Consider the following 25,232-nt stretch of genomic DNA (forward strand, 5'->3'; position numbering starts at 1 on the left):
CCGGCTACTCGGCCGGGCTCGGCACGTCCGCCGGGCCCTCGGTCACATCATGGTCGGGCACGGTCTCGCCCGCCCTGATGAGCTCGATCCGGCCCATGACCTTCGCACGCAGGTCCACCGGCACGTCGTCATGGCCGCAGCAGCGCTTGACGAGCTTCTTCACCGCCTGCTCCAGGCCGTACTTCTCCAGACAGGGGGAGCACTCCTCGAAGTGCACCTCGAACTTGGTGCAGTCGGCATCGGGCATCTCACGGTCGAGGAACTCGTAGAGATGATCGAGTACCTCCGCGCAGTCAGTCTCGTGCGGCTCTCCGCAGCTCATGAGCCCGCGCCTTTCCGATCGTTCGTCGACTCCCCGGCGCCCGCGGGAACGAGCCCGCGCTCGCGGGCGTAGTCCTCCAGCATGCCGCGCAGCTGGCGGCGGCCGCGGTGCAGCCGGGACATCACCGTACCGATGGGCGTCCCCATGATGTCCGCGATCTCCTTGTACGCAAAGCCCTCGACATCGGCGAGGTAGACGGCGATGCGGAACTCCTCGGGAATCGCCTGCAGGGCCTCCTTGACGTCCGAGTCCGGCAGATGGTCGAGCGCCTGGGACTCGGCCGAGCGCAGACCGGTCGACATGTGCGACTCGGCACGGGCGAGCTGCCAGTCCTCGATCTCCTCCGCCGCGCTGCGCTGCGGTTCGCGCTGCTTCTTGCGGTAGGAGTTGATGAAGGTGTTCGTGAGGATGCGGTACATCCACGCCTTGAGGTTCGTGCCCTCGCGGAACTGGTGGAACGAGCCGTAGGCCTTGGCGTACGTCTCCTGCACCAGGTCCTCGGCATCGGCCGGATTGCGTGTCATGCGCAGGGCCGCCGAGTACATCTGGTCGAGGTAGCCGAGGGCGTCCCGCTCGAATCGCGCGTTGCGCTCGGCGGCCGTCTCTTCCGTGCTGCCGTCGTCGGTCCCAGTGACCGGACCCACCTCCTCCAACGCTGTGGCGGGACCGAGACCGGACCCGCTCGAATCGGAGGATAGACGACCAACCACTCCGCCCGCCGCCCGAGTCGTCGCCGTCTTCGGTGCGGGCAGCACGGTCCAGTCGAGGTCGGCGGCCTGCGACCGGTTCGGGCAGATGGTCGAACCCATGCGACGGACTCCCTCTCCACTCTCCTGTGCTGACGTGCTGCACAACAGGGATCGCGCCCTCCGCTATTCCCGGACGATTCCCGGACGATTCCCGGCGGGGGACCCGGTTGCCCACGGGCGGGACCGCGCGGGCGGCGCGGCTCATCCTGTCGGGGCGGGGGCACCCGGCCGCCCGCCGGAGGACCCCGTCTGCGACCCGGCGCACACCGCTGGGTAAGCCAGTCGGGAGCCGGCCTGAAACCGGGCGGGAAGCCGGGCGGAAACAACCGGTCGAAAGCCATCGAAAGCCACGTCGTGAAGCACCGGCAGCAAGCCGGGAGCCGGCCGGCAGCGGCCACCGGTGTCACACCAGGGCGGTAATCCACGTCCGCACGCCGGCCACGACAACACCCAGTGCCTCCTGTCTGGTCAGGGCGGCCCGCTTGGGCACCGCGAGCCCGTGGTCGGCGGCGTCCACCGCGATCAGCTCGTACGCACCGTCCGGGAACTCCTCCGGTCTGCCGAACGGGTCGCTGCCGCCCTGGACGACCAGGACCGGCACCCCGGCGCCCAGCAGCTCCTCCGCGCGGGACTTCTCCGGCCTTCCCGGCGGATGCAGCGGGAAGCTCAGTGCGAGGACGGCGCCCGCGCCCAGCTCACGGGCGGTCCGGCAGGCCACCCGCGCTCCCGCGCTGCGTCCGCCCGCGACGATCGGCAGCCCCCGCTCCTGCAGGGCGGGCCAGAGGCCCCGCCAGGCGGTGTCCAGGGTCTTCGGCGCGGGCGCGATTCTCTTCCCCGCGACCCGCCACGGCTGCTCCACCAGGGCCACGGTGACCCCGGCGGGTGGCAGCGCGGCCGCGAGGGCCCGCAGGTCCGGGGCGTCGACGCCGCCGCCCGCGCCGTGGCCCAACGCCAGGACCGCGCGCGCCCGGCCCGATGCCGGGCGCCAGGTGATGCGCGCGTCCCCGGCCGGTGTCCCTACGATCTCGCTCTCGCCCACCGCAGCAGTGTCACATCAGAGCCCCGGGAACCGCGGCAAGGAGTCAACGGCGTCAAAGGATTCAAAGGAGTCAAAGGAGTCAAAGGATTCAGAAGAGCGTGCCGACCTCGGGGGCGGCCAGTTCCTCGACCAGCTCGGGCCCGTTGTTGCGGACGTTGGAGACGGCCGTGCCCACCGGGTAGGCGCGCATCAGCCCCGTGGGCGGCGGTGCCAGCAGTCCGCGCAGCTCGTCCGGGTCGGTACGGGACGGGTCCAGCCAGGCGTCCCAGCGGTCCTCCGTGAGCATCAGCGGCATCCGCGGGTGGATGTCGGACAGCGAACGGGGTCCTTCGGCAGGCGCGACCCCCAGCGGCCCGGTCTCCGCCTCGGTCGTGATCACGGAGCAGGTCGCCCACCAGGACCGGGGATGGTCGTCCGGCAGCGAACGGTCGCGCCAGAACTCGTACAGCCCGGCCATGGCGAAGACGGAGCCGTCGGCCGGGGTCACGAAGTACGGCTGCTTGCGGGGCCGTTTCTTCCTCCCCTTCACCTCCAGCTCGCGCTCCTCGCTGCCGGTGACCCACTCGTAGTACCCGTCCGCCGGCAGGATGCAGCGCCGGGCCCGGAAGGGCCGGCGAAAGGAGGGCTTCTCGTGGACGGTCTCGGCCCGGGCGTTGATCATCCGGGCCGCGCCCTCCGGGTTCCCGGCGAAGGACGGGACGAGTCCCCATCGGAGCTTCCGCAGCTGCCGAACCGGACGGCGGTCGTCCGCATCCTTCAGAGGACGTTCGAGCACCGCGAGGACCTCTTTGGTGGGGGCCACGTTCCAGTCGGGAGCCAGTTCCCGGGACGACTCCCACTTCTCCACCCGGAAGAGCCCCGCAAGGTCCTCGGGCCTCCGGCTCGCCGCGTACCGTCCGCACATCTCCAACCGCCCCTCCGGCCTCGCGGAAACACCGGATCATTCCGCTTCGGCCGCGCCGTCGGCACAGCCCCCGGCAGCACCCCGTGCGTCGGCCCGGCCGCCGGGGCCGGGGCGGCCGGGCGGCGTGATGCCGGTACGGGTCCGCCGTGTCCGCTCGGTCCTCGATCTTTCTGGCTCTTTCCGGTCTCTCCGGGTCTCTCCGGGTCGCCCTGGGTCGCGCTGACCTCGTGCTCCCGTCACCGGGACACGTCCAAGAGTGCCAGACCGCCGCCGGGCACGGTTTCCGTACCGGTGTCACCGGGTGTGGGGCGACGGACCGCTGAAGCGCGCACCCTCCGGGGACGCCTGCCGGCGGGGGGCGGGATGGCGTCGGGGCCGGCCGCCGGCACTCCCCCGGTGCCCCGAGGACGGCGCCGAGCCGGCACCGGTGCGGCAGGAGCCCGGACCACCCCGCGCGGCCCTCACCTGGCGATCCACCGGTGGTCCTGCGGTGATCCGCATGTTTGCCGGCGGGAACGATCGCTGCCGCACCGACGTCTCAGATACCGTCCCCGTCCCCGCCGTCCCCGTCCCCGCCGTCCCCGCCGTCCCCGCCGTCCCCGCCATCGCCATCACGTCCGCGCCGGACCGCCCGCCCCGAGCCCCCCGAGGAGCCACCCCGTACATGGTCACATTCGAGATCTTCGCGACCCAGCCGGCTCCCGACCGCTGGCTGGTCATAGGCACGGCCGTGCTCGCCCTGGCCGCGGTCGTCCCGTCGGCGATATGGCGGCTGTCCCGCAACGCCGTCACCATCGCCCACGAGGGCGGGCACGGCCTGATCGCCCTGGCCACCGGCCGGCGTCTGGAGGGCATCCGGCTGCACTCCGACACCAGCGGACTGACGGTCAGCCGCGGCAGACCGACCGGACCCGGCATGATCCTCACGGCGGCCGCGGGCTACACCGCCCCGCCGCTGCTCGGGCTCGGCGGCGCCTGGCTGCTCGCCTCGCACCGCATCACCCTGCTGCTGTGGGTCGCCACCGCGCTGCTGATCGCGATGCTGGTGATGATCCGCAACGCGTACGGGGCGCTCACCGTGGTCCTCACCGGCGCCGCGTTCCTGCTGGTGTCCTGGCTCACCGAACCGGAGGTGCAGGCGGCGTTCGCCTACGCGGCCGTGTGGTTCCTGCTGCTGGGCGGCGTCCGGCCGCCCTTCGAACTGCAGGTCAAGCGCCGCCACGGGGGTGCGCCGGACTCGGACGCGGACCAGCTGGCGAGGATGACGCACGTCCCGCCCGCGGTGTGGCTGTTCCTCTTCCACGCCGTGTCGCTGTGCTCCCTGATCGGGGGCGGCCGCTGGCTGCTCGATCCCTGACCGGTCGGGGTGCCGGGCGACCGGCCGGCGAGCGACCGGGCCTCCGCGGGGCCACTAAAGTGTGGGCCATGACCGAGAGCCCCGTGCACACCGCCCTTTGGCCCGCCCCCCACGCGAGTGGGCCCGTCGACGCGACGGTCACCGTTCCCGGATCGAAGTCGGTCACCAACCGCGCGCTGGTACTCGCCGCGCTGGCCGCGGAACCGGGCTGGCTGCGCCGCCCGCTGAGGTCCCGGGACACCCTGCTGATGGCGGATGCGCTGCGCGCCATGGGCGTCGGCATCGAGGAGCAGGTCTCCTCCAGCTCCACCGCGACCGGCGGCCCCGACAGCGGCGAGGCGTGGCGGATCATCCCGGCCGGGCTGCACGGACCCGCGGCGGTCGACGTCGGCAACGCGGGCACGGTGATGCGCTTCCTGCCGCCGGTCGCCGCCCTCGCCGACGGCTCCGTCCGCTTCGACGGCGACCCCCGCTCCTACGAGCGTCCGCTCGGCGAGGTGATCCGCGCCCTGCGGGCCCTGGGTGCCCGGATCGACGACGGCGGCCGCGGCGCGCTCCCGCTGACGGTGCACGGCCGCGGGGCGCTGGACGGCGGCGAGGTGGAGATCGACGCCTCCTCGTCCTCCCAGTTCGTCTCCGCGCTGCTGCTCTCCTCCCCCCGCTTCAACCAGGGGCTGGAGGTCCGGCACCGGGGCTCGCGGCTGCCGTCCATGCCGCACATCCGGATGACCGTCGACATGCTCCGCGCGGTCGGCGCGCAGGTGGACGAGCCGGAGACCGGCGGTGAGCCGGACGTCTGGCGGGTCCGCAGCGGCGCCCTGCTCGGCCGGGACCTGACCGTGGAGCCGGATCTCTCCAACGCCCAGCCCTTCCTGGCCGCGGCACTGGTCACCGGCGGCCGGGTGACCGTCCCGGACTGGCCGGAGCGGACCACCCAGCCCGGTGACGCCCTGCGGGGGATCTTCACCGAAATGGGCGGTTCGTACGAGTTGACCGAGGCCGGGCTGACCTTCACCGGTTCCGGCCGGATCCACGGCGTCGACGTCGACCTGGGCGAGGTCGGCGAGCTGACCCCGGGCATCGCTGCGGTGGCCGCACTGGCCGACTCCCCCTCCACGCTGCGCGGCGTCGCGCATCTGCGGCTGCACGAGACGGACCGCCTCGCGGCCCTGACCAAGGAGATCAACGAGCTCGGCGGCGATGTCACCGAGACGGAGGACGGTCTGCACATCCGGCCGCGCCCGCTGCACGGCGGGGTGTTCCACACGTACGACGACCACCGGATGGCCACGGCCGGCGCGCTCATCGGTCTGGCCGTCGCGGGCGTGGAGGTCGAGAACGTCGCGACGACCGCCAAGACCCTGCCCGACTTCCCGAGGATGTGGACCGACATGCTCGCGGGGAACTGAGCGGGGCGGCACGAGATGCGCCGCTACGGCAAGCACACCGACGAGGACGATGTCCGGGTCCGGCCGAACCGCAAGGGCAACCGGCCCCGTACGAGCATCCGCCCGAAGCACGAGGACGCCGCCGAGGGCATGGTCCTGACCGTGGACCGGGGCCGGCTCACCTGCCTCGTGGACGACCGCACCGTCGTGGCGATGAAGGCCCGGGAACTGGGCCGCAAGGCGGCCGTGGTCGGCGACCGGGTGGAACTGGTCGGCGACCTGTCCGGCGCCAAGGACACGCTCGCCCGTATCGTCCGCATCAGGGAGCGCGCCTCCGTGCTGCGGCGCACCGCCGACGACGACGACCCCTACGAGCGGGTCGTCGTCGCCAACGCCGACCAGCTGGCGATCGTGACGGCCCTCGCCGATCCGGAGCCCCGCCCGCGGCTGATCGACCGCTGCCTGGTAGCGGCCTACGACGGCGGCCTGGAACCGCTGCTGGTGCTGACGAAGTCGGACCTGGCCCCGGCATCGGCGCTGCTGGACCTGTACGGCGCGCTCGACATCCCCCACGTCGTGACCTCACGCGACGAGCTGGACGCGGGCGAGGCGGCGAGCGTCGTGCGCGAGCACCTCGACGGCCGGATCACCGCCTTCGTCGGCCATTCCGGCGTCGGGAAGACCACGCTGGTCAACGCGTTGGTACCGGAGGAGAAGCGGCGCTCGACCGGCCGGGTCAACGCCGTCACGGGCCGCGGCCGGCACACCACCACCTCCGCGCTGGCCCTGCCGCTGGCCGGCGCGGGAGGCTGGGTGATCGACACTCCGGGTGTGCGGTCCTTCGGGCTGCACCACGTCGACCCGTCCCGGGTCATCCACGCCTTCCCCGATCTGGAGCCCGGCACGGAGCACTGCCCGCGCGCGTGTTCGCACGACGAACCGGACTGCGCCCTGGACGAGTGGGCGGCCCGGGGACACGCCGACCCGGCGCGCCTCTACTCCCTGAGGCGGCTGCTGGCCACCCGGGAGCGACGCGAGGGCGACTGACCCCGCCGGTCCGCCGTCCGCCGTCCGCGCGGGCGGCCGCGGTGCGTGCATAATCACAGCACGTGAGACAAGGCGGTCGCGGTGCGTGGTACGCGGTGCGCGGTTCAGGGACGCGGGAGGCGCGGGAGACGCGGGAGGCACTGACATGGCCTGGCTACTCGTGGTCGTCGCCGGATTCCTGGAGACGGGGTTCGCCATCAGCCTGAAGCTGTCGCACGGCTTCACCCGGCTCTGGCCGACCATCGCGTTCGCGGTCTTCGCCGTGAGCAGTTTCGGACTGCTCACCCTCGCCCTGCGCAAGCTCGACGTCGGACCCGCCTACGCGGTGTGGACGGGCATCGGCGCCGCAGGCACGGCCATCTACGGGATGGTGTTCCTCGGGGAGATCGCCTCGACGCTGAAGATCGTCTCGATCACGCTGGTGGTCGCGGGGGTCATCGGCCTGCAGCTCTCCGGCCCGGCCCACTGAGAGCCGTACGGACCAGCCGGCCGACCCCCTCGGGCGGGCCCGCGACCAGACAGGACAGCGCCAGCCGCACGGCCAGTTCGCAGTGCCGTCCCGCCTCCGCCGACTCCTCCCGTGCGCGGCTCCCGCCGCGCTGCTCCAGCGCGGCGAGCGACCGGTCGCGCACCGCGGCCACCAGGTCTGCGGGGGCGGGGTGGCCCGCGTCCGCGCGCCGCTGGGCGGGTACGGCCGGACCCGCGGCTGACCGGCCGGCGGGCCTCGGCTCGGGGAGCCGGTCGCTCCACACACCGGTGAGCAGGGCGCGCAGCAGCGGCCGGGAACGGGCCTCCGCCACGATCCACTCGGCCAGCCGGACCAGCTGCTCGGCGGCCGCGGCCGGCTCCCCGAGCACGCGGTCCACGCCGGAGAGGTAGGCGTCGGCCTCGCGCCGGACCAGCGCCCGGGCAAGACCGTCCTTGCCGCCGAACTCGTTGTAGAGCGTCTGCCGGGAGACGCTCGCCGCCGAAGCGACGTCGACCATGCGGACGGCGGGCCAGGGCCGGCCGGCGAGTGCGCTGTGAGCGGCGTTCAGCAGGGCTTCTCGCGCTGTGGGCATCGTGATCCTTCCGGGAGGGGCCCTCACCGGCCCCGCTGCTCTTTGCTCAGAGTTGATGTGCGAACACCTGCTGTCAAGAGTGCCCCCGGGGCCGCGCAGCACCGCGGAACGCCGTCGTCTTCGGGCCCTGGCGGGACCAGACCCGACGTGACGGACGTGACGGACGTGACGGACGGGTGGGAGAGGGCGGATGTGTGGGACAGGGCGGACGGGTGGGACGGGACGGACGGGGCGCCTGGCGCGGACGGACGGGGCGGAGTGGCCGCGCCCCGGGGATAGAGTGCGGACATGGCCGACTACCACGATGATCTGCGTCTCGCCCATGTCCTCGCGGACGCCGCCGACGCGGCGACCATGGACCGGTTCAGGGCGCTCGACCTCAAGGTCGAGACCAAGCCGGACATGACCCCGGTGAGCGAGGCCGACAAGGCGGCCGAGGAACTGATCCGCCACCAGCTCCAGCGCGCCAGGCCGCGGGACGCGATCCTGGGCGAGGAGTACGGCCTGGAGGGCACCGGTCCCAGGCGCTGGGTGGTCGACCCGATCGACGGCACCAAGAACTACGTCCGCGGGGTTCCCGTGTGGGCGACGCTGATCTCCTTGATGGAGGCAGGCGAGGGCGGCTACCAGCCGGTCGTGGGCGTGGTCTCGGCGCCCGCGCTGGGCCGCCGCTGGTGGGCGGCGAAGGGCGCGGGCGCGTACACCGGGCGCAGCCTGTCGTCCGCGACCCGGCTGCACGCCTCCCGGGTCGCGGAGCTGTCCGACGCCTCGTTCGCCTACTCCTCGCTCGACGGCTGGGAGGAGCAGGGGCGGCTGGGCGGCTTCCTGGAACTGGGCCGGGCGGTCTGGCGGACGCGGGGGTACGGCGATTTCTGGCCGTACATGATGGTGGCGGAGGGGTCGGTGGACATCTGCGCGGAACCCGAGCTCTCCCTCTGGGACATGGCGGCCACCGCGATCGTCGTACAGGAGGCGGGCGGCACGTTCACCGGCCTCGACGGTGTCCACGGACCGCACAGCGGAAACGCGGCGGCCTCCAACGGGCTGCTGCACACAGAGTTGCTGGAGTACCTCAACCGAGGTTGAGCGAGGGCCGCGCGAGGCGGGTAACCGGACAGTTCGCTTCCGGTGCTCCCCCCGTGGGCGCCATGTTCCCTCTTGTCGACCCGCCCGATCGCTGCGACTCTGAGAGTCCCCCCGTTTGTGAACTTGTGAATTCCTTCTCGTTGAAGGATTCATCAAGGAGGTGGCTCCCTTCATGCTCGTCCGTGACGCCATGAGCACGGTGGTCCTCACCATCGGCCCCGCACACACCCTGAGGCAGGCCGCACGGCTGATGGCCGCACGGCGTGTCGGGGCGGCCGTCGTCCTCGACCCCGACACCAGCGGCCTCGGCATACTCACCGAGCGGGACGTCCTCGTCTCGCTCGGCGCCGGCCAGGACCCCGACCTCGAATCCGCCGCCGCCCACACCACCACCGACGTCGTCTTCGCCGCCCCCACCTGGACCCTGGAGGAGGCCGCGGACACCATGGCCCACGGCGACTTCCGCCATCTCATCGTGCTCGACGCCCAGGGACCCGTCGGCGTCGTCTCGGTACGCGACATCATCCGCTGCTGGACACCGGGACGGCGCCGGACCGAGGCGGCACTCGCGGGCTGACCGCGGGCATGCCAGCGGGCCGGACCTCCCCGGGGAGGTCCGGCCCGCTCTGCTACGGCAAGCGGTCCAGTGCTGGTGATCAGCCGCGCAGGACCTGGACCGCGGCCTCCAGCCGCTTGCCGAAGTCTCCGTCGGCCCGACGGAAGTTGCCGATCGCCCGCTCGGCGATGTCGCCCCGGGAGACCTTGGCGATGAAGCCCGCCAGGTTCTCGACCAGACGCCCCCTCTCCTCCTCCGACATCAGCCGGTAGAGGTTGCCGGCCTGGACGAAGTCGTCGTCCTCGGAGTGCGACGGGGCCTCATGGTTCCCGGTGCCACCGGAGACCGGCACCGGCTGCCACAGCGGCCGGTCGCTCTGGAAGGGTCCGCCGAAGCTGTTCGGCTCGTAGTTCTTGGCACCCTTGTGGCGGCCGTCGTAGAGCAGGCCGTCACGGGAGTGGGTGCGTGCCTCGGTGGCGTGCGGGCGGTTCACCGGAAGGTGGTCGGCGTTGATCCCGACGCGGTAGCGGTGGGCGTCGCCGTAGGCGAAGAGGCGGCCCTGGAGCATCTTGTCCGGGGAGGGGCCGATACCCGGCACGAAGTGCGCGGGACTGAAGATGGACTGCTCGACCTCGGCGAAGATGTTCTCCGGGTTGCGGTTGAGCTCCAGCCTCCCGACCTCGATCGGCGGGTAGTCCTCGTGCGGCCACACCTTGGTGAGGTCGAACGGGTTGAACCGGTAGGTCGAGGCGTCCGCCGCGGGCATGATCTGGACCTGCACCGTCCACGACGGGAAGTCACCGCGCTCGATGGACTCACGCAGGTCGCGCTGGTGGCTGTCCGGGTCCTCGCCGGCGAGCCGGTTCGCCTCGGCCTGGGTGAGGTTTCTGATGCCCTGGTCGGTCTTGAAGTGGTACTTGACCCAGAAGACCTCGCCCGCCTCGTTGTTCCACTGGTAGGTGTGCGAGCCGTAGCCGTTCATGTGCCGGTACGAGGCCGGAATCCCGCGATCGCCGAACAGCCAGGTCACCTGGTGGGTCGACTCGGGCGAGAGGCCCCAGAAGTCCCAGACGTTGTCCGCCTCCTGGCTGCCGGTGTACGGGTCGCGCTTCTGCGTGTGGATGAAGTCGGGGAACTTGACGGCGTCCCTGACGAAGAACACCGGGGTGTTGTTGCCGACGAGGTCGTAGTTGCCCTCCTCGGTGTAGAACTTCAACGCGAAACCGCGCGGGTCGCGCACCGCGTCCGCCGCGCCGAGGTTGCCCGCGACGGTGGAGAAGCGCAGGAACGTCTCGGTCTGCTTGCCGACCTCGGAGAGGAACTTCGCCCGCGTGTAGCGGGTGACGTCGGCGGTCACCGTGAAGGTGCCGTACGCGCCGGCGCCGCGGGCGTGCACCACCCGCTCCGGGATGCGCTCACGGTTGAAGTGCGCCAGCTTCTCGAGCAGCAGCTGGTCCTGGACGAGGACAGGCCCCCCGGCGCCCGCGGTCTCGCTGTTCTGGTTGTCCGCGACCGGAGCACCGGCCTCCGTGGTGAGCGGTCCCTGCGTCATGTGCGCCTCCTTCGAGAGCTGCGTCATCGCCTGCCAGTCCTGTCCCTTGGCTCATGCTGTTGCCGATCCTACAATGGACCCTGTCTAAGTCAAATGCCCATCCAAGTTCACATCCGTTCGGGATCTGCTCCCCTGACTGTTAGGCTGATACGCATGAGCGATCTCCTGGAACGGCTGCGCGGACGCGGCTGGCGCATGACCGCGCAGCGGCGCGTCGTCGCCGAGGTCCTCGACGGCGAGCACGTCCATCTGACCGCCGACGAGGTCCACGCGCGCGCGGTCGAGCGGTTGCCGGAGATCTCCCGGGCCACGGTCTACAACACCCTGGGTGAGCTGGTTTCCCTGGGCGAGATCCTGGAAGTGGCGACGGACCACCGCGCCAAGCGGTACGACCCGAACGCCCACCGCCCGCACCAGCACCTGGTCTGCGCGAGCTGCGGCGCGATCCGGGACGTCCATCCCGACGGCAATCCACTGACGGACCTGCCCGAAGCGGAGCGCTTCGGCTTCACGATCTCGGACGTCGAGGTCACCTACCGGGGCCTCTGCCCGAACTGCGCGAGCGCCTGACTCCGCACATCAGCGCCCGTCCGCGCCCGTCCACGCGGGGCGGGCTCCCCCGGCCGTTCACGGGCGGGCCGGCATGGACCGCCGGCCACTGCCCACCGGCTCCCGGCTCGCGGGTTCCGTCGGCTATCCGGCGGCTCGCGGCTTACGGCTTACGGCTTACGCATACTGTCCGGCGGCGCGCCCTTCCCGACGGCAGCACCCCTTGCCGCCGACGACACATTCGCGTCGACGGCGCTCCGCTCATCCCGCCGCACACCGCCGCCCGGACCTCCGCCCGGACCGCCGTCGCACCGTCCGCGGCCGTCGACGGGCATCACCTGCGCCCGGCCGCCCCGGAGCGTCCACCGGCGACCCGGCCCATGATGCACCGAAGGCCCGGATCCACTGGATCCGGGCCTTCGGCCTACAGTAGCGGGGACAGGATTTGAACCTGCGACCTCTGGGTTATGAGCCCAGCGAGCTACCGAGCTGCTCCACCCCGCGTCGGCCTGGCCAACAGTACGTCACCCCGCGGACCGGAGCAAATCCGTATCCGTCCACCCTGGAGGTTCCGGCTCCGCGTGAGCGGTGTCGGTCGATCTCCAGCAGCGAAGGTCCTGGACAGCGCCGGAACCGTGATCGGCAAGCTCGGCGGCCACGCCACCATGCCCTGCACATCCGTCGTGATCACCTCGACCCGCTCGAACACGGCCTGACCACCGCAGACGTCGGGCGCCGCCGGGCGCGGGCAGGGTGATGGGCTCGGCGACGCCCCAGGGAGGCGGGGCAGGTTCCCCGGCCCCGTGCACCGGGCCTGGCCTCAGTGCAGCGGTCCCTCCCGGCGGACCGCACGATCGCTGAAGATCAGAAGATCAGTCGATCGGCCCGCTGCCGACGCACCCCGGAATCCGGGGTTCCGGCAGGAAGCACTGCGAACGGAACGCCTCAACCCAGGCACCCGCCAAGCTGCCGAGCAGCACGATGCGCGCCTCAGGCCGTGAGTTCCTGGTGCAGTGCCTCCCGGAGTGCGGCCGCCCGGTCCGCGACCTCGGCGGGCCCCAGCTCCACCGCGCGGGCACACCAGCGCTGGCCCTCCGCCAGCTCCCCGCGGCGCGCGGCCAGCAGGGCGAGCCGAAGCGCCGCACGGCCGTGCCCCGCCCGGGCGGCGCGGGCCCACCAGAGAGCGGCCTCACGCTCGTTGCCGTCACGGGCCAGCAGCAGCCCCAGGTTGAATGCGCCGTTGCGGCTGCCCGCCTCCGCCGCCTCCCGGTACCAGCGGGCCGCCTCGACGACATCGCCGCGAGCCGCGGCGAGCATGCCGATACGCACCTGAGCGCGGCGGTGCCCCTGCCCGGCGGCCCGCTCGTACCACTCCTCGCACTCGGTCTTCTCCCCCAGCGGCTCACCGAGCGCGGGCGCACCGAGCGGCGGCTGGCGCGCGTCCAGCAGCGTCGCGAGCCGGAACGCCGCCTCGGCGCTTCCGCTGCCGGCGGCGCAGCGCAGATGCCGCTCCGCCGCGTGCTCATCCCCGTCGCGCAGACACGCCATCCCGACCTGCAGGGCGGCCTCCGTGTGCCCGGCTGCCGCCGCCCGGGCGTACCAGCCGAGCGCCGTGCCGTCCTCGTCGCGGCCCGCATAGAGGATGCCGAGGTTGAACGCGGCGTCCACGCTCCCCGCCTCGGCGGCCTTGGAGAACCACGGCTCGGCACCGACCGGGTCCCCGGCCTGGAGCAGCAGCACGGCGAGCGCGTTGGCCGCCTCGCGGTGCCCGGCGTACGCAGCCCGGCGGTACCACTGCTCGGCCTGACCGGTGCGGCCCTGGGCGGCACACAGCAGCCCGAGGTTGTACGCCCCGTTCACATCACCCGCGTCCAGGGCGGCGCGGTACCAGCGCTCCGCGGACTGCTGCTCACCACGGGCGGCATGCAGCGCGCCCAGCGCGTTGGCGGCGTTGCCGTCGCCGTCCTGGGCGGCCCGCAGCCACCACACGGCGGCACCCTCCTCGTCGCCGGCGTCCTTCAGCAGGAACGCCAGGGCGCAGGCGGCACGGGCCTCGCCGTCCTTGGCGGCGGTGAGGTACCAGCGCGCGGCGTCCCTCAGCTCGCCCCGGCGCTCCAGGATGCCGCCCAGGTGCAGCGCCGCCCGGCGGTGCCCTCGGGCAGCCGCCTGCCGGTACCACTGCTCCGCCTCGTCCTGACGCACTGACGCCCCGCCTGCGGCGGGGCCGCCCGCCGCTGCGGCCGTGGACGCGGCCGGCGGCGCGGGCTCGGCGGCGCTACGGGGGGCGCTACGGGCGGCACTGCGGGGGGCGGGGATGACGGCTGACGCCGCGTCTCGGGCTCCGTCGGCGCCGGGGGCGGGGTCGGGGCCGACGGTCACGGCGGCGGGCTGCGTCCCGAGCTCGCCCTCGGGCCCTGCCGGACCAGCCGCCCTGCCGGCCCCCGCCCTGCCGCCGGGCGAACCGCTGCCACCGGGGCCGCGGGGACCCCCGCCCGCGGCGGACGGGGCACGGCGGCGGGCCTCCGGGGCGCCACCGTCCGGCGAACGCCGCTCCAGCGCACGCGCCAGCCGGTACGCGGCTTCGCGGTGGCCCTGCTCGGCCGCCGCGCGCAGCCAGCGCGCGGCGTCCGGCTCGCTGCGGTGCTCCAGCAGATCGGCCAGGGCGTAGGCGCCGAGTGCGTGCCCCTGCTCGGCGGACTGGCGGAGCCAGTACTCGGCGGCCGGCTCGTCACCCCGCTCCCGGAAGTGCCGGCCGAGTGCGTGCGCCGCGGCCGCGGAACCGGCGACCGCGGCGATCCGCCACCAGCAGGCCGCCTCGTCGGGGTAGCCGCGCTGGTGCAGCAGCACACCGAGGTTGTTCGCGGCGGCACGGTCCCCTTCCGCGGTGGCCGTACGCAGATACGGCTCCGCTCCGTCAAGATCGCCCCGGCGCAGGAGCATCGCCCCGAGGACGCTCATGGAGGTCAGGTCGCCCGCCTCGGCGGCGCGACGGTGCCGGGCCTCGGTCTCGGTCTCGGCGTCGGTCTCGGCGTCGGTGACGGGCAGAGGTTCCACGGGGGTCAGGGACTCGAGCGGATCCACGGCGTCCGCGGGGTCCGCGGGGTAGGCGGGGTACGCGGCGTCCCCGGCACCCCCGACGCACGCGGTGTCCACGGCATCCACGGCATCCACGGCATAAGCAACGTCCGCAGCATCTGCGACCGTCGCATCGGCCACACTCACCGCGGCCACGGCAGTGACGGCGTGCTCATGCGCAAACCGCCCCATCTCCAACAGATTTATCCCGTCCCCCATGAAATCCATCGTCGCACCACCCGCAACCCGGGTACACCTGGTATACCGCAGCCATTGAGGTCACTTCAGCGTTTTGTCGACATGCCCACAGAGAGACAACTCAAACATGCGCCGCTCCGGGACGCCGGACTCAACTCACCCGAATCGGGACAGATTTCGGGAAGAGCTTCCTTGACACATGACAAGGGCCCGGATCCTGATGGATCCGGGCCCTCGATCTCAGTAGCGGGGACAGGATTTGAACCTGCGACCTCTGGGTTATGAGCCCAGCGAGCTACCGAGCTGCTCCACCCCGCGTCGTTGTGTACCTACCGTACCACGGTGCGAAGTGGCGTCCTGCCGGTGAACCACCCGTTCGGTCAGCCCTCGGGTTTACGCGAAGACGACCCCGAGGCGCCCTGCGACTGTGCCGCAGCCGCCCGGTCCAGCGCCGCCTGCAGTTCCGCCTGGGCCTTGCCGTACGCCGTCCAGTCGTTCTTCTGCAGCGCCTCCTGGCCGGCCTCGTACGCCTTCTGGGCGTCCGCGATGGCCTGCTCCAGCGCCGCGGTGCCCGTGGCCGGCGGCTGCGGCGTGGTGTCGTCACCCGGCTCCGACGGAGGCTGCGGTGTGGCCGGCGGCTCGGCGCCCTCCACCCCGAACACCGCGTTCAGCGCCTCGTCGAGGCTGTCCTTGAAGACCGGCTTGCCTCCGTAGGACACCGCCACCTTCTTCAGCAGCGGGTAGTTGGCGGCGCCGCCTCGGGCGTACACCGGCTCGACATAGAGGAAACCGCCGTCCAGCGGAACCGTGAGCAGATTGCCGTAGTCGATCTCCGAGTCGGTGCCCCGCAGGTCCCGGACGAACGTCGCGACCTCCGGCACACTGTTGAGCTCGCTCTGCACCTGCGAGGGCCCCTGCACGGTGGAGGTCACCCTCAGCAGTCTGATCGAGCCGTAGTTCTCGCTGTTGGCGTCGGCGTCGACGGCCATGAACGCACCCAGGTTGGGCCGCCCGCTGGGCGTGAACGTCGTCGTCAGCGAGAACTTCTGCTCCTGCTCGCCCGGCATCTTCAGGCTCAGGTAGTACGGCGGGACCGCACTGCCGTCCTTCTGCGTCGGGTCGTTCGGCACCTGCCAGGCGTCGCTGCCGGTGTAGAACTGGTCGGGGTCCGTCACGTGGTACCGGGTGAGCAGCTCACGCTGGACCTTGAACATGTCCTGCGGGTACCGGAGGTGGGCCAGCAGGTCCGGCCCGATCTCGCCCTTCGGCTTGACCGTGTCCGGGAAGGCCTTCATCCAGGTCTTCAGGACCGGATCCTCGGTGTCCCACTGGTACAGGTTCACCGTCCCGTCGTAGGCGTCGACGGTGGCCTTCACCGAGTTGCGGATGTAGTTGACCTGGTTCTGCTGCGCGACGACGGCACGCTGGCTGTCGGTCAGCGAGTCGGCCGTGGTGTCCCCGAGCGTCGTGCGCGACGCGTAGGGGTACCCGTTCGTCGTGGTGTAGGCGTCGACGACCCACTTGATCCGGCCGTCGACCACCGCCGGGTAGGCGTCCCCATCGATGGTGAGCCAGGGCGCCACCGCCTCGACGCGCTCCTTGGGCGTGCGGTTGTAGAGGATCCGCGAACCGTCGCCGATCGCTCCGGAGTAGAGGATCTGCGGCTCGCTCAACGCCACCGCGTACGCGGCCCGGTTGAGGGCACCGGACAGGTCGACCCCGCTCTTGCCCTTGTAGCTGGTGGTCACCTCGCCGTTCTTCTCGTAGTCCAGCTCCTTCTGCGGGCCGCCGACGATCGAGTACTGCTCGGTCTTCTCGCCGTAGTAGACCCGCTGCTCGTACGTGCCGAGCTGGCCCTTGGTGGGCAGGCCGGACTCGATGAAGTCCGGGGCACCGACCGTGCCCTGGTCCTCGTCGGTGATGGTGTTGGTGCCCTTGGCCGCGATCGCGCCGAAGCCGTGGGTGTAGGTGAAGTGGTCGTTGATCCAGTTGCGCTTGGGGATGCCCTTGATGTTGAGCTCGCGCAGCCCGATGACCGTGTCCTGCGGCTTTCCGTCGGGGCCGGTGTACCGGTCCACGTCGAGGGTCGCGGGGAACTGGTAGTACTTCCGCTCCTGCTGGAGCTGCTGGAAGGCGGGCGAGACGATGTTCGAGTCCACGAGCCGGTAGCTGGCCGCCGTGGCGGCCTGCTCGCGCTGCTGCGCCTTGCGCTCCGGGTCGCCCCTGCCCGCGTAGTTCTCGGACTTCGCCGCGTCGATGCCGTACGCCTCGCGTGTGGCGTCGATGTTCTTCTTGATGTACGGGGCTTCCTTGGCCTGCTCGTTCGGCTGGACCTGGAACTTCTGCACGATGGCCGGGTAGAGGCCGCCGATGAGGATGGCCGAGAGCACCATCAGCCCGAAGCCGATCACCGGGAGCTGCCAGGTGCGCCGCCAGAGCGTCGCGAAGAACAGCACGGCGCAGATGACCGCGATGCAGAAGAGGATCGTCTTCGCCGGCAGGTAGGCGTTCGCGTCGACGTACCGCAGGCCCGTCCAGTTTCCCGCCGCCTTGAAGTCACTGGACTTGACGGCCAGGCCGTACCGGTCCAGCCAGTAAGCCACGGCCTTGAGCGCGACGAAGATCCCCAGCAGCACCGACAGATGGCCGGTGGCCGCGGCAGTGGCCCGCGCGCCGGGGCTGGTGACCCGCAGCCCGCCGTACAGGTAGTGGGTGAGGACCGCGGCGATCAGCGAGAGCACCGCGGCGGCGAAACCGAAGCCCAGCAGGAACCGGTACCAGGGCAGGTCGAACGCGTAGAACGCCACGTCCATGCCGAACTGGGGGTCCTTCTGGCCGAACGGCACACCGTTGATCCACGTGAGCCAGGTGCGCCACTGGGAGGAGGCGGACGCTCCGGCGATCAGCCCGACCAGCGCGGTGACCCCCAGGAGCACCCACTTTTTGTACGGGGTGATGCCCATGCGGTAGCGGTCGAGGCTCTGCTGCTCCAGCGACATCGCGCTCAGCGGCGGCCTCAGCCGGTGCGCCAGCCAGATGTTCAGCCCGACCGCGGCGGCCATCAGCAGGCCGAACACCGCGAACAGGCCGATCTTGGTCCAGAGGGTCGTGGTGAACACCGACGAGTACTTCACCGAGCGGTACCAGAGCCAGTCGGTCCAGAACCCGGCGAACATCACAAAGACCATGGCCAGCACGGCCAACACGCCGAGCGTCATCAGCAGCGTCCGTACGCGCCGGGACGGCCGGCCCACTCTCATCCGTGGCCCGGTCGGGCCTCCGCCGCGGTCCGGCATCTGGAAAGCCAACGTGCGCCCCTCGAGTTCGCGGTTGTGTAAGCGTTGTCCGGGTGCCGTCCCCTGCATGCGGCACCCTTGCTGCGGGCCCTCGTGATGGTAGGGCCCACTCATGCAACTTACTGAAGCTTTACCTGGTTCCCGACTCCGGGTCCGGAGGAGGCAGGATATTGAGCATGTCCAATGTTTCCCCCAGCGGCCCCCCGATGGCCGCGAGCCCGCTCACCCGCGCGGTGCTCGAGATCGACGAGTACGCGTCCGGCCTCGGCTGGGACCAGCCGGCCCGGCTCTTCGCTCTCGTCGACACCGCGCAGCTGCGCGCCCAGGAGCCGGGCCTCGCCGCCCAGCTCGGACTCGACGAACCCGATGCACCCGATGCACCCGATGCACCCGGCGGAGGCGGGGGACCCGGCGGACCTCGCGGAGCGCACGCGCCCGCGCCGCTGACCCCCGTCGAGCAGGACGAGATCCCCTCCGGTATCCCGCTGGACGAGTTCCTCGGGACGATCGCCTGGCCCGACGCGGTGGCGGGGTGCGCACTCACCGTGGAGCGGCTGATGCTGCCGCCCTCCGCCGAGACCTCCGTCCCCGAGGGCCTCGACGAGGCGGGGCTTGCCGAGTGGGTGGCGGCGCATCCGGACCGCCAGGAGGTCCGGATGACCGTGGCCGTGCTGCGGGACGGTGCCCGGGAGTCGGCGCTGCGGCTGCGGGAGAAGGACAGCGCGACCGAAGTGCTCACCGGGGCCGAACTGGTGCCGGGGCTTGCCGAGGCCCTCTCGGCGACGTTCGAGGCCTGACGTTCGAGGCCTGACGTTCGAGGCCTGACGTTCGAGGCCTGACGTTCGAGGCGTGGCTGCGCCGAGAGACGCGGGGCGCTGCAAGACGCCCGGGACAGCGGGGACGCCCGGGAGAGTCGCCGTTCGGAGCCGTGCAACGCTCAGGACGTCAGGACGTCAGGACGACAGGGCCGCGCAACGGCGCTGAGAGGCGGGATGGGGCGGGGGGCGCACCGCGGTCGCTGCCCGCCCCTCCAGCCCGGGCGGCGCCCCGGCCCCCGTATCAGCCCCGACCCTGGCGGACCCCTGTCCCCGCGTCCCTCCCGACCCAGGCGGACCCGGGTCCCCCGCATGCCGGACCAGTGCGGGGGCCGCCCTCGCCGAGCGAGTTCTCAGCCCGTGGAGCAGCCGGGCAGAGCGGCGGTCTTCCCGGTGCGGATCTTCTCCAGGGACTTCGTCGCGTCGTCGATCGTCTTCACCCTGACCAGCGTGAGGCCGTCGGGGGCGCCGGAGGCCGCGGCGGCGCAGTTGGCACTCGGCGTCAGGAAGTACTTCGCCCCCGCGTTCCGCGCGCCGACCAGCTTCATCTCGATGCCGCCGATGGGACCGACCACGCCCTCGTCGTCGATCGTCCCCGTACCGGCGATGAACTCTCCCCCCGTCAGGTCGGCCGGGCTGAGCTTGTCGACGATGCCGAGGGCGAACATCAGGCCCGCGCTCGGGCCGCCCACATCGGCCAGCCTGATGTCCACGGAGAACGGGAAGGTGTGGTCCGTACCGGCCGTGATGCCCACGATCGTCCGGTCGAGCTGCTCCGCCCGTACCGTGCCGACCTGCACGTCCTGGGACGCCGTCGGCTCCTTGCCGGCCTTCTCCGCCGCTGCCGCCTCCTTGGCCGGGACGATGGTGAAAGTCACCTTGTCGCCTGGCCGGTGCTTGACCACGGCCTTGGAGACGTCGTCCGGCTGCTTCACCGGCGTGCCGTCGACCGCCTTGATCACATCGCCCGCGTGCAGGGCGCCCTCTGCCGGGCTGTCCTTGCGGACCGAGGAGACGACGACACGGGAACTCACCGGAATCCCCAGCTCGCGCAGTGCCGCGACCTTGGCGCTTTCCTGGGACTGGCTGAACTCCTCCGCGTTCTCCTGGTTCGACTGCTCCTCGGTCTTGCCGTCCGGGTAGAGCGTCTCGTGGGGTACCACGATGTTGTCATGCGCCAGCCAGCCGTACACGACCTCCGCGAGGTTCATCTTGTAGTCCGCGCCCGTCACCCGCACCGTCGTCATGTTGAGGTGACCGGAGGTCGGATAGGTCTTGCGGCCGGAGATCCGGAGGACCGGCTCGCCACCGGAGTCGCCGAGGGTGTTCACCGTGGGCCCGGGCGTCATCTCCGCGTAGGGGGGAGTCATGAACACGCCCACGCACAGCAGCACGATGAGGACCAGGGTGGAGGCGAGCATCGTCGCTGTGCGGCGTGGCATGGAACGACAGTACGGGACTGGACCGTCAGTGCACCTGCCGGGCCGGTCCGTACGGGCCCCGGGACAGGACGCCCCTCAAAGGACGCACAGGGCAGCCCCCGACAGGAGACGGCGGTTCCCGTGAGGGCCCCGGCGGCCCGTCGCGTCAGACGGTGTCCGTCCCGGAGCGGGACTTCTCCATGGCGTCACGGAAGCGCGCGTAGCCGGCGAGTTCCGCGATATCGCCGGTGGTCCGATTCCTCGATGCCCAGCTGCCCCATATCGCCGCGCCGACGACGGCGAAAAGCGGGATCAGCAACCAAGCCAGCGCCGCCATCACGACCTCCCTACCCCATGAGCCGGAACCCACTGCTTGTGCAGCCGACCGATCAGCAGATTAACCGGGGGCCGCTTCAACGCTGGTGCCCGGGGGGCGGTTACGCAAATCGGACCACAGGCCACCGTACGACTGCGCCACCCGACCACCACCCCACACGGACGGCGCTACGCGCCGACCCACCCACCCGCCACCCGACCACCACCCCACACGGACGGCGCTACGCGCCGACCCATTCCTCTGTGCCGTCGGAGAAGTGCTGGTGCTTCCAGATCGGGACCTCGTGCTTGAGGTCGTCGATCAGTTCGCGGCACGCCTCGAAGGCCTCGCCCCGGTGCGGGCACGAGACGGCGACGACCACGGCAAGATCCCCGATCTCCAGGTCGCCCACGCGGTGGACGGCGGCCAGGGCCCGGACCGGGTACTCGGCGGCCACCTTCTCCGCGACGCGCCGCATTTCCGCCTCGGCGGTGGGATGGCAGGAGTAGCCGAGCGCATCGACGTCCGCGCCGCCGTCGTGGTCGCGCACGGTGCCCACGAAGAGTGCCGTGCCCCCGGCCGCCGCATCGCCCACGGCGCGGAACACCTCGTCGACGGAGAGCGGGGTATCCCTGATCGCCAGCAGCCGGATCGGGTCCTCCGCCGCCTGCTCACCGGGGTGGTCCTTGGTGCGTCCCATGGAGCCATCGTGCCGCACACCGCCGACATCCCGGAAGAGCGCGTTCGACCGGACGGCGGCGAAGGAGGTGGGAGCCTCCTACAGAAGGAGGGCGGCCGTACCCCGGTCCGTCCCGGCCGGGCCGGGAGAAGGGCCGGGAGAAGGGGCGCAAGGCCGCGTCCGGTGCTCGGGCGGGATGCGCCTCACAGCCCCCGGCGCTTGCGGGCGCGGCGGACGAGGGCCGCCGTGCCCAGCAGCGCGACGGTGGCACCCGCCGCGCCCGCCGCCGCGGTGGCGTCCTTGCGGCCCAGGCGGCGCCCCGCGACCGTGTGCCGGCCCTCGGCCTCAGCGAGCAGCGCGCCCAGCACCTCCTCATTGCTCCACCGGGGGCGCCAGCCGGCGTCGTGCAGCCTGCCGACACTGACGACCCACGGATGCATGGTGTACGCGAGATCCCCCGCCGGCGAAGGCGTGAGGCCGATGCGGTGGAGCCGCGCCGCCGCGCCGAGGGCGACCGCCGAGGGCAGCTCCATGCGCCGGATACCGCTGAGCTCCTCGACCTCCTCCTGTTCCAGCCAGCCGTCGCAGCCGACCACGAACTCACCGTCGACCTTCTCCAGGGCGGCGTACTCCAGCGCGCTCACCAGGTCTTCGACATGGCAGAACTGCCAGGTGGGGCGGGAGCCCGCGACGACGAGCAGTCTCGGTGACTCGAAGTAGCGGGTGAGTGCCGTGTCGGTGCCGCCGACCAGCACGGCGGGCCTGGCGACGGTCACGTTCAGGCCGGGATGGGCGCGAGGCGCCCGGCGGCCCAGGCGCTCGATCTCCAGCAGGTCGCCGACCGCCGTGGCCTCCGCCGTGGCGCGCAGCTCCGCGTCCTCCGAGAGCGGGACGTCGTTGTCGGCCAGGGCCCCGTACACCATCGCTGAGGTGCACAGCACGACGCGGCGGACACCCGCGGCCGCGGCGGCGGTCAGCACGGTCTGCGTACCGCGCACGTTGTACGCGGTACGTGCCGCGGAGTCGGTCTCGAGATCCAGGTCGAGCGCCAGGTGCACGACGACATCGGCTCCGCGGAACTTCTCGGCGATCGCCGGGTCGCGCACGTCCAGGACATGCCAGTGGGCCTCTGGCACATCGCCCCGGCGCTCGTCGACCGCGACGACCCGGCCGATGTCGTCGGAAGCGACCAGTCGCCTGGTCAGCAGGTCACCGACGCCGGATGCGGCGCCGGTCACCGCGACCACGGGGCCGCGCCCCATGGCCGGGGTCGAGGGGTTTCGCGTTGCGCGAACCTGTGGATCTGGGGAACTCACCGGGCGTCTCCAGCGGTTGTCTTCTAGTACGTGCGCGGACGGTCGTGTACGTACGAGGTGGCGTCCATCCTGCCGCAGGCCGTGAGCCGGTGGAGCATCCAGCCCGTGTCAGGCTGCACATGTCGACGCCTCCGCCGCCGGCCGGGCGCCGCTTAGGCTGGTGGTGTTGTCGGGCATTCGCCGCCGGCGGGAAGCCGGTGGCCCTACGAGCCGAGGAAACCCGTGAGTGACACCCCATTCGGATTCGGCCTTCCGCCGGAGGAGCCGGAGAACGGCGACGAGGGCAAGAAGAAGGACCCCGCCGGAGGTGGGCAGGGCTCCGGCGGTGGTCAGGGCGGCCCGGCCAACCCCTTCGGATTCGCCTTCCCCGGAGGCGGGCAGGGCTCCGGCGGCGGGGACAACCCGTTCGCCGCGATCTTCGGCTCGCTGAATCCGACCGACCTCGGGGCCGCGTTCCAGCAGCTCGGTCAGATGCTGAGCTACGAGGGCGGCCCGGTGAACTGGGACATGGCCAAGCAGATCGCCCGCCAGACCGTCTCCCAGGGCACGCAGGACGGCACCAAGGACTCCAGCGTCGGCCCCGCCGAGCGCGCGGCGGTCGAGGAGGCGGTGCGCCTCGCCGACCTGTGGCTCGACGGTGCCACGTCGCTGCCGTCCGGGGCCGGCACCGCGGTGGCGTGGAGCCGGGCCGAGTGGGTCGAGGCGACCCTTCCGGCGTGGCAGCAGCTCGTGGACCCCGTCGCCGAGCGCGTGGGCGTCGCCATGAGCGACGTACTGCCCGAGGAGATGCAGGCCATGGCGGGTCCGCTGATCGGCATGATGCGCTCCATGGGCGGAGCCATGTTCGGCCAGCAGATCGGGCAGGCCGTGGGGGTGCTCGCGGGCGAGGTCGTCGGCTCGACGGACATCGGCCTGCCGCTCGGCCCGGCCGGGAAGGCCGCGCTGCTGCCGCTGAACATCGAGGCGTTCGGCAGGGACCTCGGTGTCCCCAAGGACGAGATCCGGCTCTACCTGGCACTGCGTGAGGCGGCCCACCAGCGGCTCTTCACCCACGTTCCCTGGCTGCGCTCGCATCTGTTCGGCGCGGTCGAGGGCTACGCCCGCGGGATCAGGGTCGACACGTCCAAGCTCGAGGACGTGGTGGGCCAGTTCGACCCCGCCCACCCCGAGCAGGTGCAGGAGGCTCTCCAGCAGGGCATGTTCCAGCCGGAGGAGACCCCCGAGCAGAAGGCCGCGCTGGCCCGTCTGGAGACCGCGCTGGCCCTGGTCGAGGGATGGGTCGACGCGGTGGTGCACGACGCGGCCAGGAACAGGCTGACGTCGGCGAACGCCCTGCGCGAGACGCTGCGCCGCCGCCGCGCCTCGGGCGGTCCCGCGGAGCAGACGTTCGCCACCCTCATCGGTCTGCAGCTGCGGCCGCGCCGGCTGCGGGACGCGTCCCGGCTGTGGGCGTCGCTCACCGACGCGCGCGGTATGGACGGGCGCGACGGACTCTGGGCGCATCCCGACATGCTGCCGACGGCCACCGATCTCGACGACCCGGACGGGTTCGTCCACCGCGAGCAGCTCGACTTCTCGGAGCTGGACAAGATGCTCGGCGACGCGGCGGACGGCCGGGACGCGGCACAGGGTCGGCACACGGCCGACGGCACCACGGCCGACGGCACCACGGCCGACGGCGAGGACAAGCCGGAAGGCCGGGACGGGGAGGGCACCGGCACGTGAGCCTGCACGACGACGCCGTCCGCGTGCTCGAGGAGTACGACGGAGGGCAACCTGAGCTGCGCGCGACCTACCTGGGCCATCTGGCAGAGCGTCCCGACGGCGTCTGGAAGGCGTGCCCGGCCGGGCACCTCACGGCCAGCGCCCTGGTCGTGGACCCCGCGCACGAGCGGGTGCTGCTGACCCTGCACCGGAAGCTGGGCAGATGGCTGCAGATGGGCGGCCACTGCGAGCCGGGGGACGCCACGCTCGCGGATGCAGCGGTGCGCGAGGCGACCGAGGAGTCGGGCATCACCGGGCTTGCGCTGCTGCCCGGTGGTCCCGTGACGCTGGACCGGCACGCGATCCCGGCGCCGTGCCACTGGCACCTGGATGTGCAGTACGCGGCACTGGCGGCACCGGACGCGGCTCCGGCGATCAGCGACGAGTCACTCGATCTGCGCTGGTTCGGCTATGCGGAGGTGGCGGATGTCGCCGACGGGTCGGTGGTCCGTCTTCTGGAACGGACCCGCGCCCGGCTCCGGGAGTCGCCGGGGACCCTGCCCTGATCACCCGATGCGCACCGGATCGCCGATGGACGTCACCGTCGTGAACTGGCGCGGGGTCTCGCCGAGCCGCTCGTCGGCGTCGAGGCCGAAGCAGCCGATGCCGAAGCTCGGCCCGGGGGCGGCGATCCGCACCCCCTGCGTGCGGATCGCTCTCCGGTGTCGGCCGAGGACCTCGGCCCGGGGGCCGCGTCAACCCTCTCCGGCCACCGGGAAACTCCCCCTGTCCGTGCTTGACG

The 25,232-nt window shown here is 72.0% G+C and carries 24 protein-coding genes and 2 tRNA genes; 11 read left to right on the forward strand and 15 right to left on the reverse strand.

Annotated features, from left to right (window positions below; translation table 11 throughout):
• Window positions 1-4: 4 nt before the first annotated feature.
• The 4 genes from rsrA to SCWH03_RS18585 all read right to left on the reverse strand — a co-directional run bounded on the left by rsrA (window position 5) and on the right by SCWH03_RS18585 (window position 3,014).
• Entirely contained in the window at window positions 5-322 is a 318-nt protein-coding gene (gene rsrA / locus SCWH03_RS18570) for a mycothiol system anti-sigma-R factor (RefSeq protein ID WP_173265387.1), read from the reverse strand.
• Window positions 319-966 (reverse strand): sigma-70 family RNA polymerase sigma factor, encoded by a 648-nt coding sequence (locus SCWH03_RS18575; protein ID WP_371872724.1) that lies wholly within the window; start codon window positions 964-966, stop codon window positions 319-321. The genes rsrA and SCWH03_RS18575 overlap by 4 nt, the downstream gene beginning before the upstream one ends.
• Window positions 967-1,474: 508 nt before the next feature.
• Window positions 1,475-2,110: an alpha/beta hydrolase family protein gene (locus SCWH03_RS18580; RefSeq protein WP_173265388.1), complete on the reverse strand. Its 636-nt coding sequence runs from the start codon at window positions 2,108-2,110 to the stop codon at window positions 1,475-1,477.
• Window positions 2,111-2,198: 88 nt separating this feature from the next.
• Entirely contained in the window at window positions 2,199-3,014 is an 816-nt protein-coding gene (locus SCWH03_RS18585) for an SOS response-associated peptidase (RefSeq protein ID WP_173265389.1), read from the reverse strand.
• Between the two features lie 664 nt (window positions 3,015-3,678).
• Here SCWH03_RS18585 and SCWH03_RS18590 point away from each other — a divergent pair.
• The 4 genes from SCWH03_RS18590 (at window position 3,679) to SCWH03_RS18605 (ending at window position 7,275) form a co-directional block, all read left to right on the forward strand.
• Entirely contained in the window at window positions 3,679-4,371 is a 693-nt protein-coding gene (locus tag SCWH03_RS18590) for a M50 family metallopeptidase (RefSeq protein ID WP_173265390.1), read from the forward strand.
• Between the two features lie 68 nt (window positions 4,372-4,439).
• Complete coding sequence (aroA, locus tag SCWH03_RS18595) at window positions 4,440-5,780, forward strand: 3-phosphoshikimate 1-carboxyvinyltransferase (protein WP_173265391.1); 1,341 nt, start codon at window positions 4,440-4,442, stop codon at window positions 5,778-5,780.
• A 15-nt stretch (window positions 5,781-5,795) separates the two neighbouring features.
• Window positions 5,796-6,806 carry a ribosome small subunit-dependent GTPase A gene (gene rsgA / locus SCWH03_RS18600; RefSeq protein ID WP_173265392.1) on the forward strand — a complete coding sequence of 337 codons (1,011 nt, stop codon included), beginning with the start codon at window positions 5,796-5,798 and terminating at the stop codon, window positions 6,804-6,806.
• Between the two features lie 145 nt (window positions 6,807-6,951).
• Window positions 6,952-7,275, forward strand: a complete 324-nt coding sequence (locus SCWH03_RS18605) for a DMT family transporter (RefSeq protein ID WP_173265393.1) — start codon at window positions 6,952-6,954, stop codon at window positions 7,273-7,275.
• Here SCWH03_RS18605 and SCWH03_RS18610 read toward each other — a convergent pair.
• A complete protein-coding gene (locus SCWH03_RS18610) occupies window positions 7,241-7,867 on the reverse strand; it encodes a TetR/AcrR family transcriptional regulator (RefSeq protein ID WP_173265394.1) in 627 nt (208 codons plus the stop codon). The two genes, SCWH03_RS18605 and SCWH03_RS18610, sit on opposite strands and share 35 nt — an antisense overlap.
• Window positions 7,868-8,155: 288 nt before the next feature.
• Between SCWH03_RS18610 and hisN the strand changes: the two genes are divergently transcribed.
• Together hisN and SCWH03_RS18620 are read left to right on the forward strand one after the other, a co-directional pair.
• Entirely contained in the window at window positions 8,156-8,953 is a 798-nt protein-coding gene (gene hisN, locus SCWH03_RS18615; RefSeq protein WP_173265395.1) for a histidinol-phosphatase, read from the forward strand.
• Window positions 8,954-9,125: 172 nt separating this feature from the next.
• A complete protein-coding gene (locus tag SCWH03_RS18620; protein WP_173265506.1) occupies window positions 9,126-9,530 on the forward strand; it encodes a CBS domain-containing protein in 405 nt (134 codons plus the stop codon).
• A gap of 79 nt (window positions 9,531-9,609) precedes the next feature.
• Here the strand turns inward: SCWH03_RS18620 and SCWH03_RS18625 are convergent, their stop codons facing one another.
• On the reverse strand, window positions 9,610-11,061 hold the full coding sequence (locus tag SCWH03_RS18625) for a catalase (protein ID WP_173265396.1): 1,452 nt from the start codon (window positions 11,059-11,061) through the stop codon (window positions 9,610-9,612).
• Between the two features lie 153 nt (window positions 11,062-11,214).
• Here SCWH03_RS18625 and SCWH03_RS18630 point away from each other — a divergent pair, with 153 nt between their 5' ends.
• Window positions 11,215-11,631, forward strand: a complete 417-nt coding sequence (locus tag SCWH03_RS18630) for a Fur family transcriptional regulator (protein ID WP_173265397.1) — start codon at window positions 11,215-11,217, stop codon at window positions 11,629-11,631.
• A 409-nt stretch (window positions 11,632-12,040) separates the two neighbouring features.
• Here the strand turns inward: SCWH03_RS18630 and SCWH03_RS18635 are convergent.
• A tRNA-Met gene (locus tag SCWH03_RS18635) sits at window positions 12,041-12,114 on the reverse strand.
• A gap of 77 nt (window positions 12,115-12,191) precedes the next feature.
• On the opposite strand from SCWH03_RS18635, the gene SCWH03_RS29640 reads away from it, so the two are divergent.
• Window positions 12,192-12,326 carry a hypothetical protein gene (locus tag SCWH03_RS29640; RefSeq protein ID WP_272491082.1) on the forward strand — a complete coding sequence of 45 codons (135 nt, stop codon included), beginning with the start codon at window positions 12,192-12,194 and terminating at the stop codon, window positions 12,324-12,326.
• A 274-nt stretch (window positions 12,327-12,600) separates the two neighbouring features.
• On the opposite strand, the gene SCWH03_RS18645 is transcribed toward SCWH03_RS29640, so the two are convergent.
• The 3 genes from SCWH03_RS18645 to SCWH03_RS18655 all read right to left on the reverse strand — a co-directional run bounded on the left by SCWH03_RS18645 (window position 12,601) and on the right by SCWH03_RS18655 (window position 18,179).
• Window positions 12,601-14,913: a tetratricopeptide repeat protein gene (locus tag SCWH03_RS18645; protein WP_173265398.1), complete on the reverse strand. Its 2,313-nt coding sequence runs from the start codon at window positions 14,911-14,913 to the stop codon at window positions 12,601-12,603.
• Between the two features lie 214 nt (window positions 14,914-15,127).
• A tRNA-Met gene (locus SCWH03_RS18650) sits at window positions 15,128-15,201 on the reverse strand.
• A gap of 62 nt (window positions 15,202-15,263) precedes the next feature.
• On the reverse strand, window positions 15,264-18,179 hold the full coding sequence (locus SCWH03_RS18655; protein WP_173265507.1) for a UPF0182 family membrane protein: 2,916 nt from the start codon (window positions 18,177-18,179) through the stop codon (window positions 15,264-15,266).
• A 176-nt stretch (window positions 18,180-18,355) separates the two neighbouring features.
• On the opposite strand from SCWH03_RS18655, the gene SCWH03_RS18660 reads away from it, so the two are divergent.
• A complete protein-coding gene (locus SCWH03_RS18660; RefSeq protein WP_173265399.1) occupies window positions 18,356-18,976 on the forward strand; it encodes a PPA1309 family protein in 621 nt (206 codons plus the stop codon).
• 371 nt (window positions 18,977-19,347) lie between these two features.
• On the opposite strand, the gene SCWH03_RS18665 is transcribed toward SCWH03_RS18660, so the two are convergent.
• The 4 genes from SCWH03_RS18665 to SCWH03_RS18680 all read right to left on the reverse strand — a co-directional run bounded on the left by SCWH03_RS18665 (window position 19,348) and on the right by SCWH03_RS18680 (window position 22,726).
• Window positions 19,348-20,436 (reverse strand): YlbL family protein, encoded by a 1,089-nt coding sequence (locus tag SCWH03_RS18665; RefSeq protein WP_173265400.1) that lies wholly within the window; start codon window positions 20,434-20,436, stop codon window positions 19,348-19,350.
• Between the two features lie 145 nt (window positions 20,437-20,581).
• A complete protein-coding gene (locus tag SCWH03_RS18670) occupies window positions 20,582-20,752 on the reverse strand; it encodes a hypothetical protein (RefSeq protein WP_173265401.1) in 171 nt (56 codons plus the stop codon).
• A gap of 220 nt (window positions 20,753-20,972) precedes the next feature.
• Window positions 20,973-21,431: a molybdenum cofactor biosynthesis protein MoaE gene (locus SCWH03_RS18675; protein WP_173265402.1), complete on the reverse strand. Its 459-nt coding sequence runs from the start codon at window positions 21,429-21,431 to the stop codon at window positions 20,973-20,975.
• Window positions 21,432-21,613: 182 nt separating this feature from the next.
• A complete protein-coding gene (locus SCWH03_RS18680; RefSeq protein WP_173265403.1) occupies window positions 21,614-22,726 on the reverse strand; it encodes an SDR family oxidoreductase in 1,113 nt (370 codons plus the stop codon).
• 222 nt (window positions 22,727-22,948) lie between these two features.
• Here SCWH03_RS18680 and SCWH03_RS18685 point away from each other — a divergent pair, with 222 nt between their 5' ends.
• Together SCWH03_RS18685 and SCWH03_RS18690 are read left to right on the forward strand one after the other, a co-directional pair.
• Window positions 22,949-24,451 (forward strand): zinc-dependent metalloprotease, encoded by a 1,503-nt coding sequence (locus SCWH03_RS18685; RefSeq protein ID WP_173265404.1) that lies wholly within the window; start codon window positions 22,949-22,951, stop codon window positions 24,449-24,451.
• Complete coding sequence (locus SCWH03_RS18690) at window positions 24,448-24,996, forward strand: NUDIX hydrolase (RefSeq protein WP_173265405.1); 549 nt, start codon at window positions 24,448-24,450, stop codon at window positions 24,994-24,996. The genes SCWH03_RS18685 and SCWH03_RS18690 overlap by 4 nt, the downstream gene beginning before the upstream one ends.
• Here the strand turns inward: SCWH03_RS18690 and SCWH03_RS29645 are convergent, their stop codons facing one another.
• On the reverse strand, window positions 24,997-25,128 hold the full coding sequence (locus tag SCWH03_RS29645; protein ID WP_272491084.1) for a hypothetical protein: 132 nt from the start codon (window positions 25,126-25,128) through the stop codon (window positions 24,997-24,999).
• Between the last annotated feature and the right edge of the window lie 104 nt (window positions 25,129-25,232).

The sequence above is a fragment of the Streptomyces pacificus genome, from assembly GCF_011766325.1.
Taxonomy (GTDB): Bacteria; Actinomycetota; Actinomycetes; order Streptomycetales; family Streptomycetaceae; genus Streptomyces; species Streptomyces pacificus.

Coding starts and splice junctions, on each gene's coding strand:
- SCWH03_RS18670 (WP_173265401.1), bottom strand. CDS start 20,752: ATGGCGGCGCTGGCTTGGTTGCTGATCCCGCTTTTCGCCGTCGTCGGC.
- SCWH03_RS18610 (WP_173265394.1), bottom strand. CDS start 7,867: ATGCCCACAGCGCGAGAAGCCCTGCTGAACGCCGCTCACAGCGCACTC.
- rsgA (WP_173265392.1), top strand. CDS start 5,796: ATGCGCCGCTACGGCAAGCACACCGACGAGGACGATGTCCGGGTCCGG.
- SCWH03_RS18655 (WP_173265507.1), bottom strand. CDS start 18,179: ATGCCGGACCGCGGCGGAGGCCCGACCGGGCCACGGATGAGAGTGGGC.
- SCWH03_RS18630 (WP_173265397.1), top strand. CDS start 11,215: ATGAGCGATCTCCTGGAACGGCTGCGCGGACGCGGCTGGCGCATGACC.
- SCWH03_RS18675 (WP_173265402.1), bottom strand. CDS start 21,431: ATGGGACGCACCAAGGACCACCCCGGTGAGCAGGCGGCGGAGGACCCG.
- SCWH03_RS18645 (WP_173265398.1), bottom strand. CDS start 14,913: ATGGATTTCATGGGGGACGGGATAAATCTGTTGGAGATGGGGCGGTTT.
- SCWH03_RS18605 (WP_173265393.1), top strand. CDS start 6,952: ATGGCCTGGCTACTCGTGGTCGTCGCCGGATTCCTGGAGACGGGGTTC.
- SCWH03_RS18620 (WP_173265506.1), top strand. CDS start 9,126: ATGCTCGTCCGTGACGCCATGAGCACGGTGGTCCTCACCATCGGCCCC.
- hisN (WP_173265395.1), top strand. CDS start 8,156: ATGGCCGACTACCACGATGATCTGCGTCTCGCCCATGTCCTCGCGGAC.
- SCWH03_RS18585 (WP_173265389.1), bottom strand. CDS start 3,014: ATGTGCGGACGGTACGCGGCGAGCCGGAGGCCCGAGGACCTTGCGGGG.
- SCWH03_RS18590 (WP_173265390.1), top strand. CDS start 3,679: ATGGTCACATTCGAGATCTTCGCGACCCAGCCGGCTCCCGACCGCTGG.
- aroA (WP_173265391.1), top strand. CDS start 4,440: ATGACCGAGAGCCCCGTGCACACCGCCCTTTGGCCCGCCCCCCACGCG.
- SCWH03_RS18660 (WP_173265399.1), top strand. CDS start 18,356: ATGTCCAATGTTTCCCCCAGCGGCCCCCCGATGGCCGCGAGCCCGCTC.
- SCWH03_RS18625 (WP_173265396.1), bottom strand. CDS start 11,061: ATGACGCAGGGACCGCTCACCACGGAGGCCGGTGCTCCGGTCGCGGAC.
- rsrA (WP_173265387.1), bottom strand. CDS start 322: ATGAGCTGCGGAGAGCCGCACGAGACTGACTGCGCGGAGGTACTCGAT.
- SCWH03_RS18665 (WP_173265400.1), bottom strand. CDS start 20,436: ATGCCACGCCGCACAGCGACGATGCTCGCCTCCACCCTGGTCCTCATC.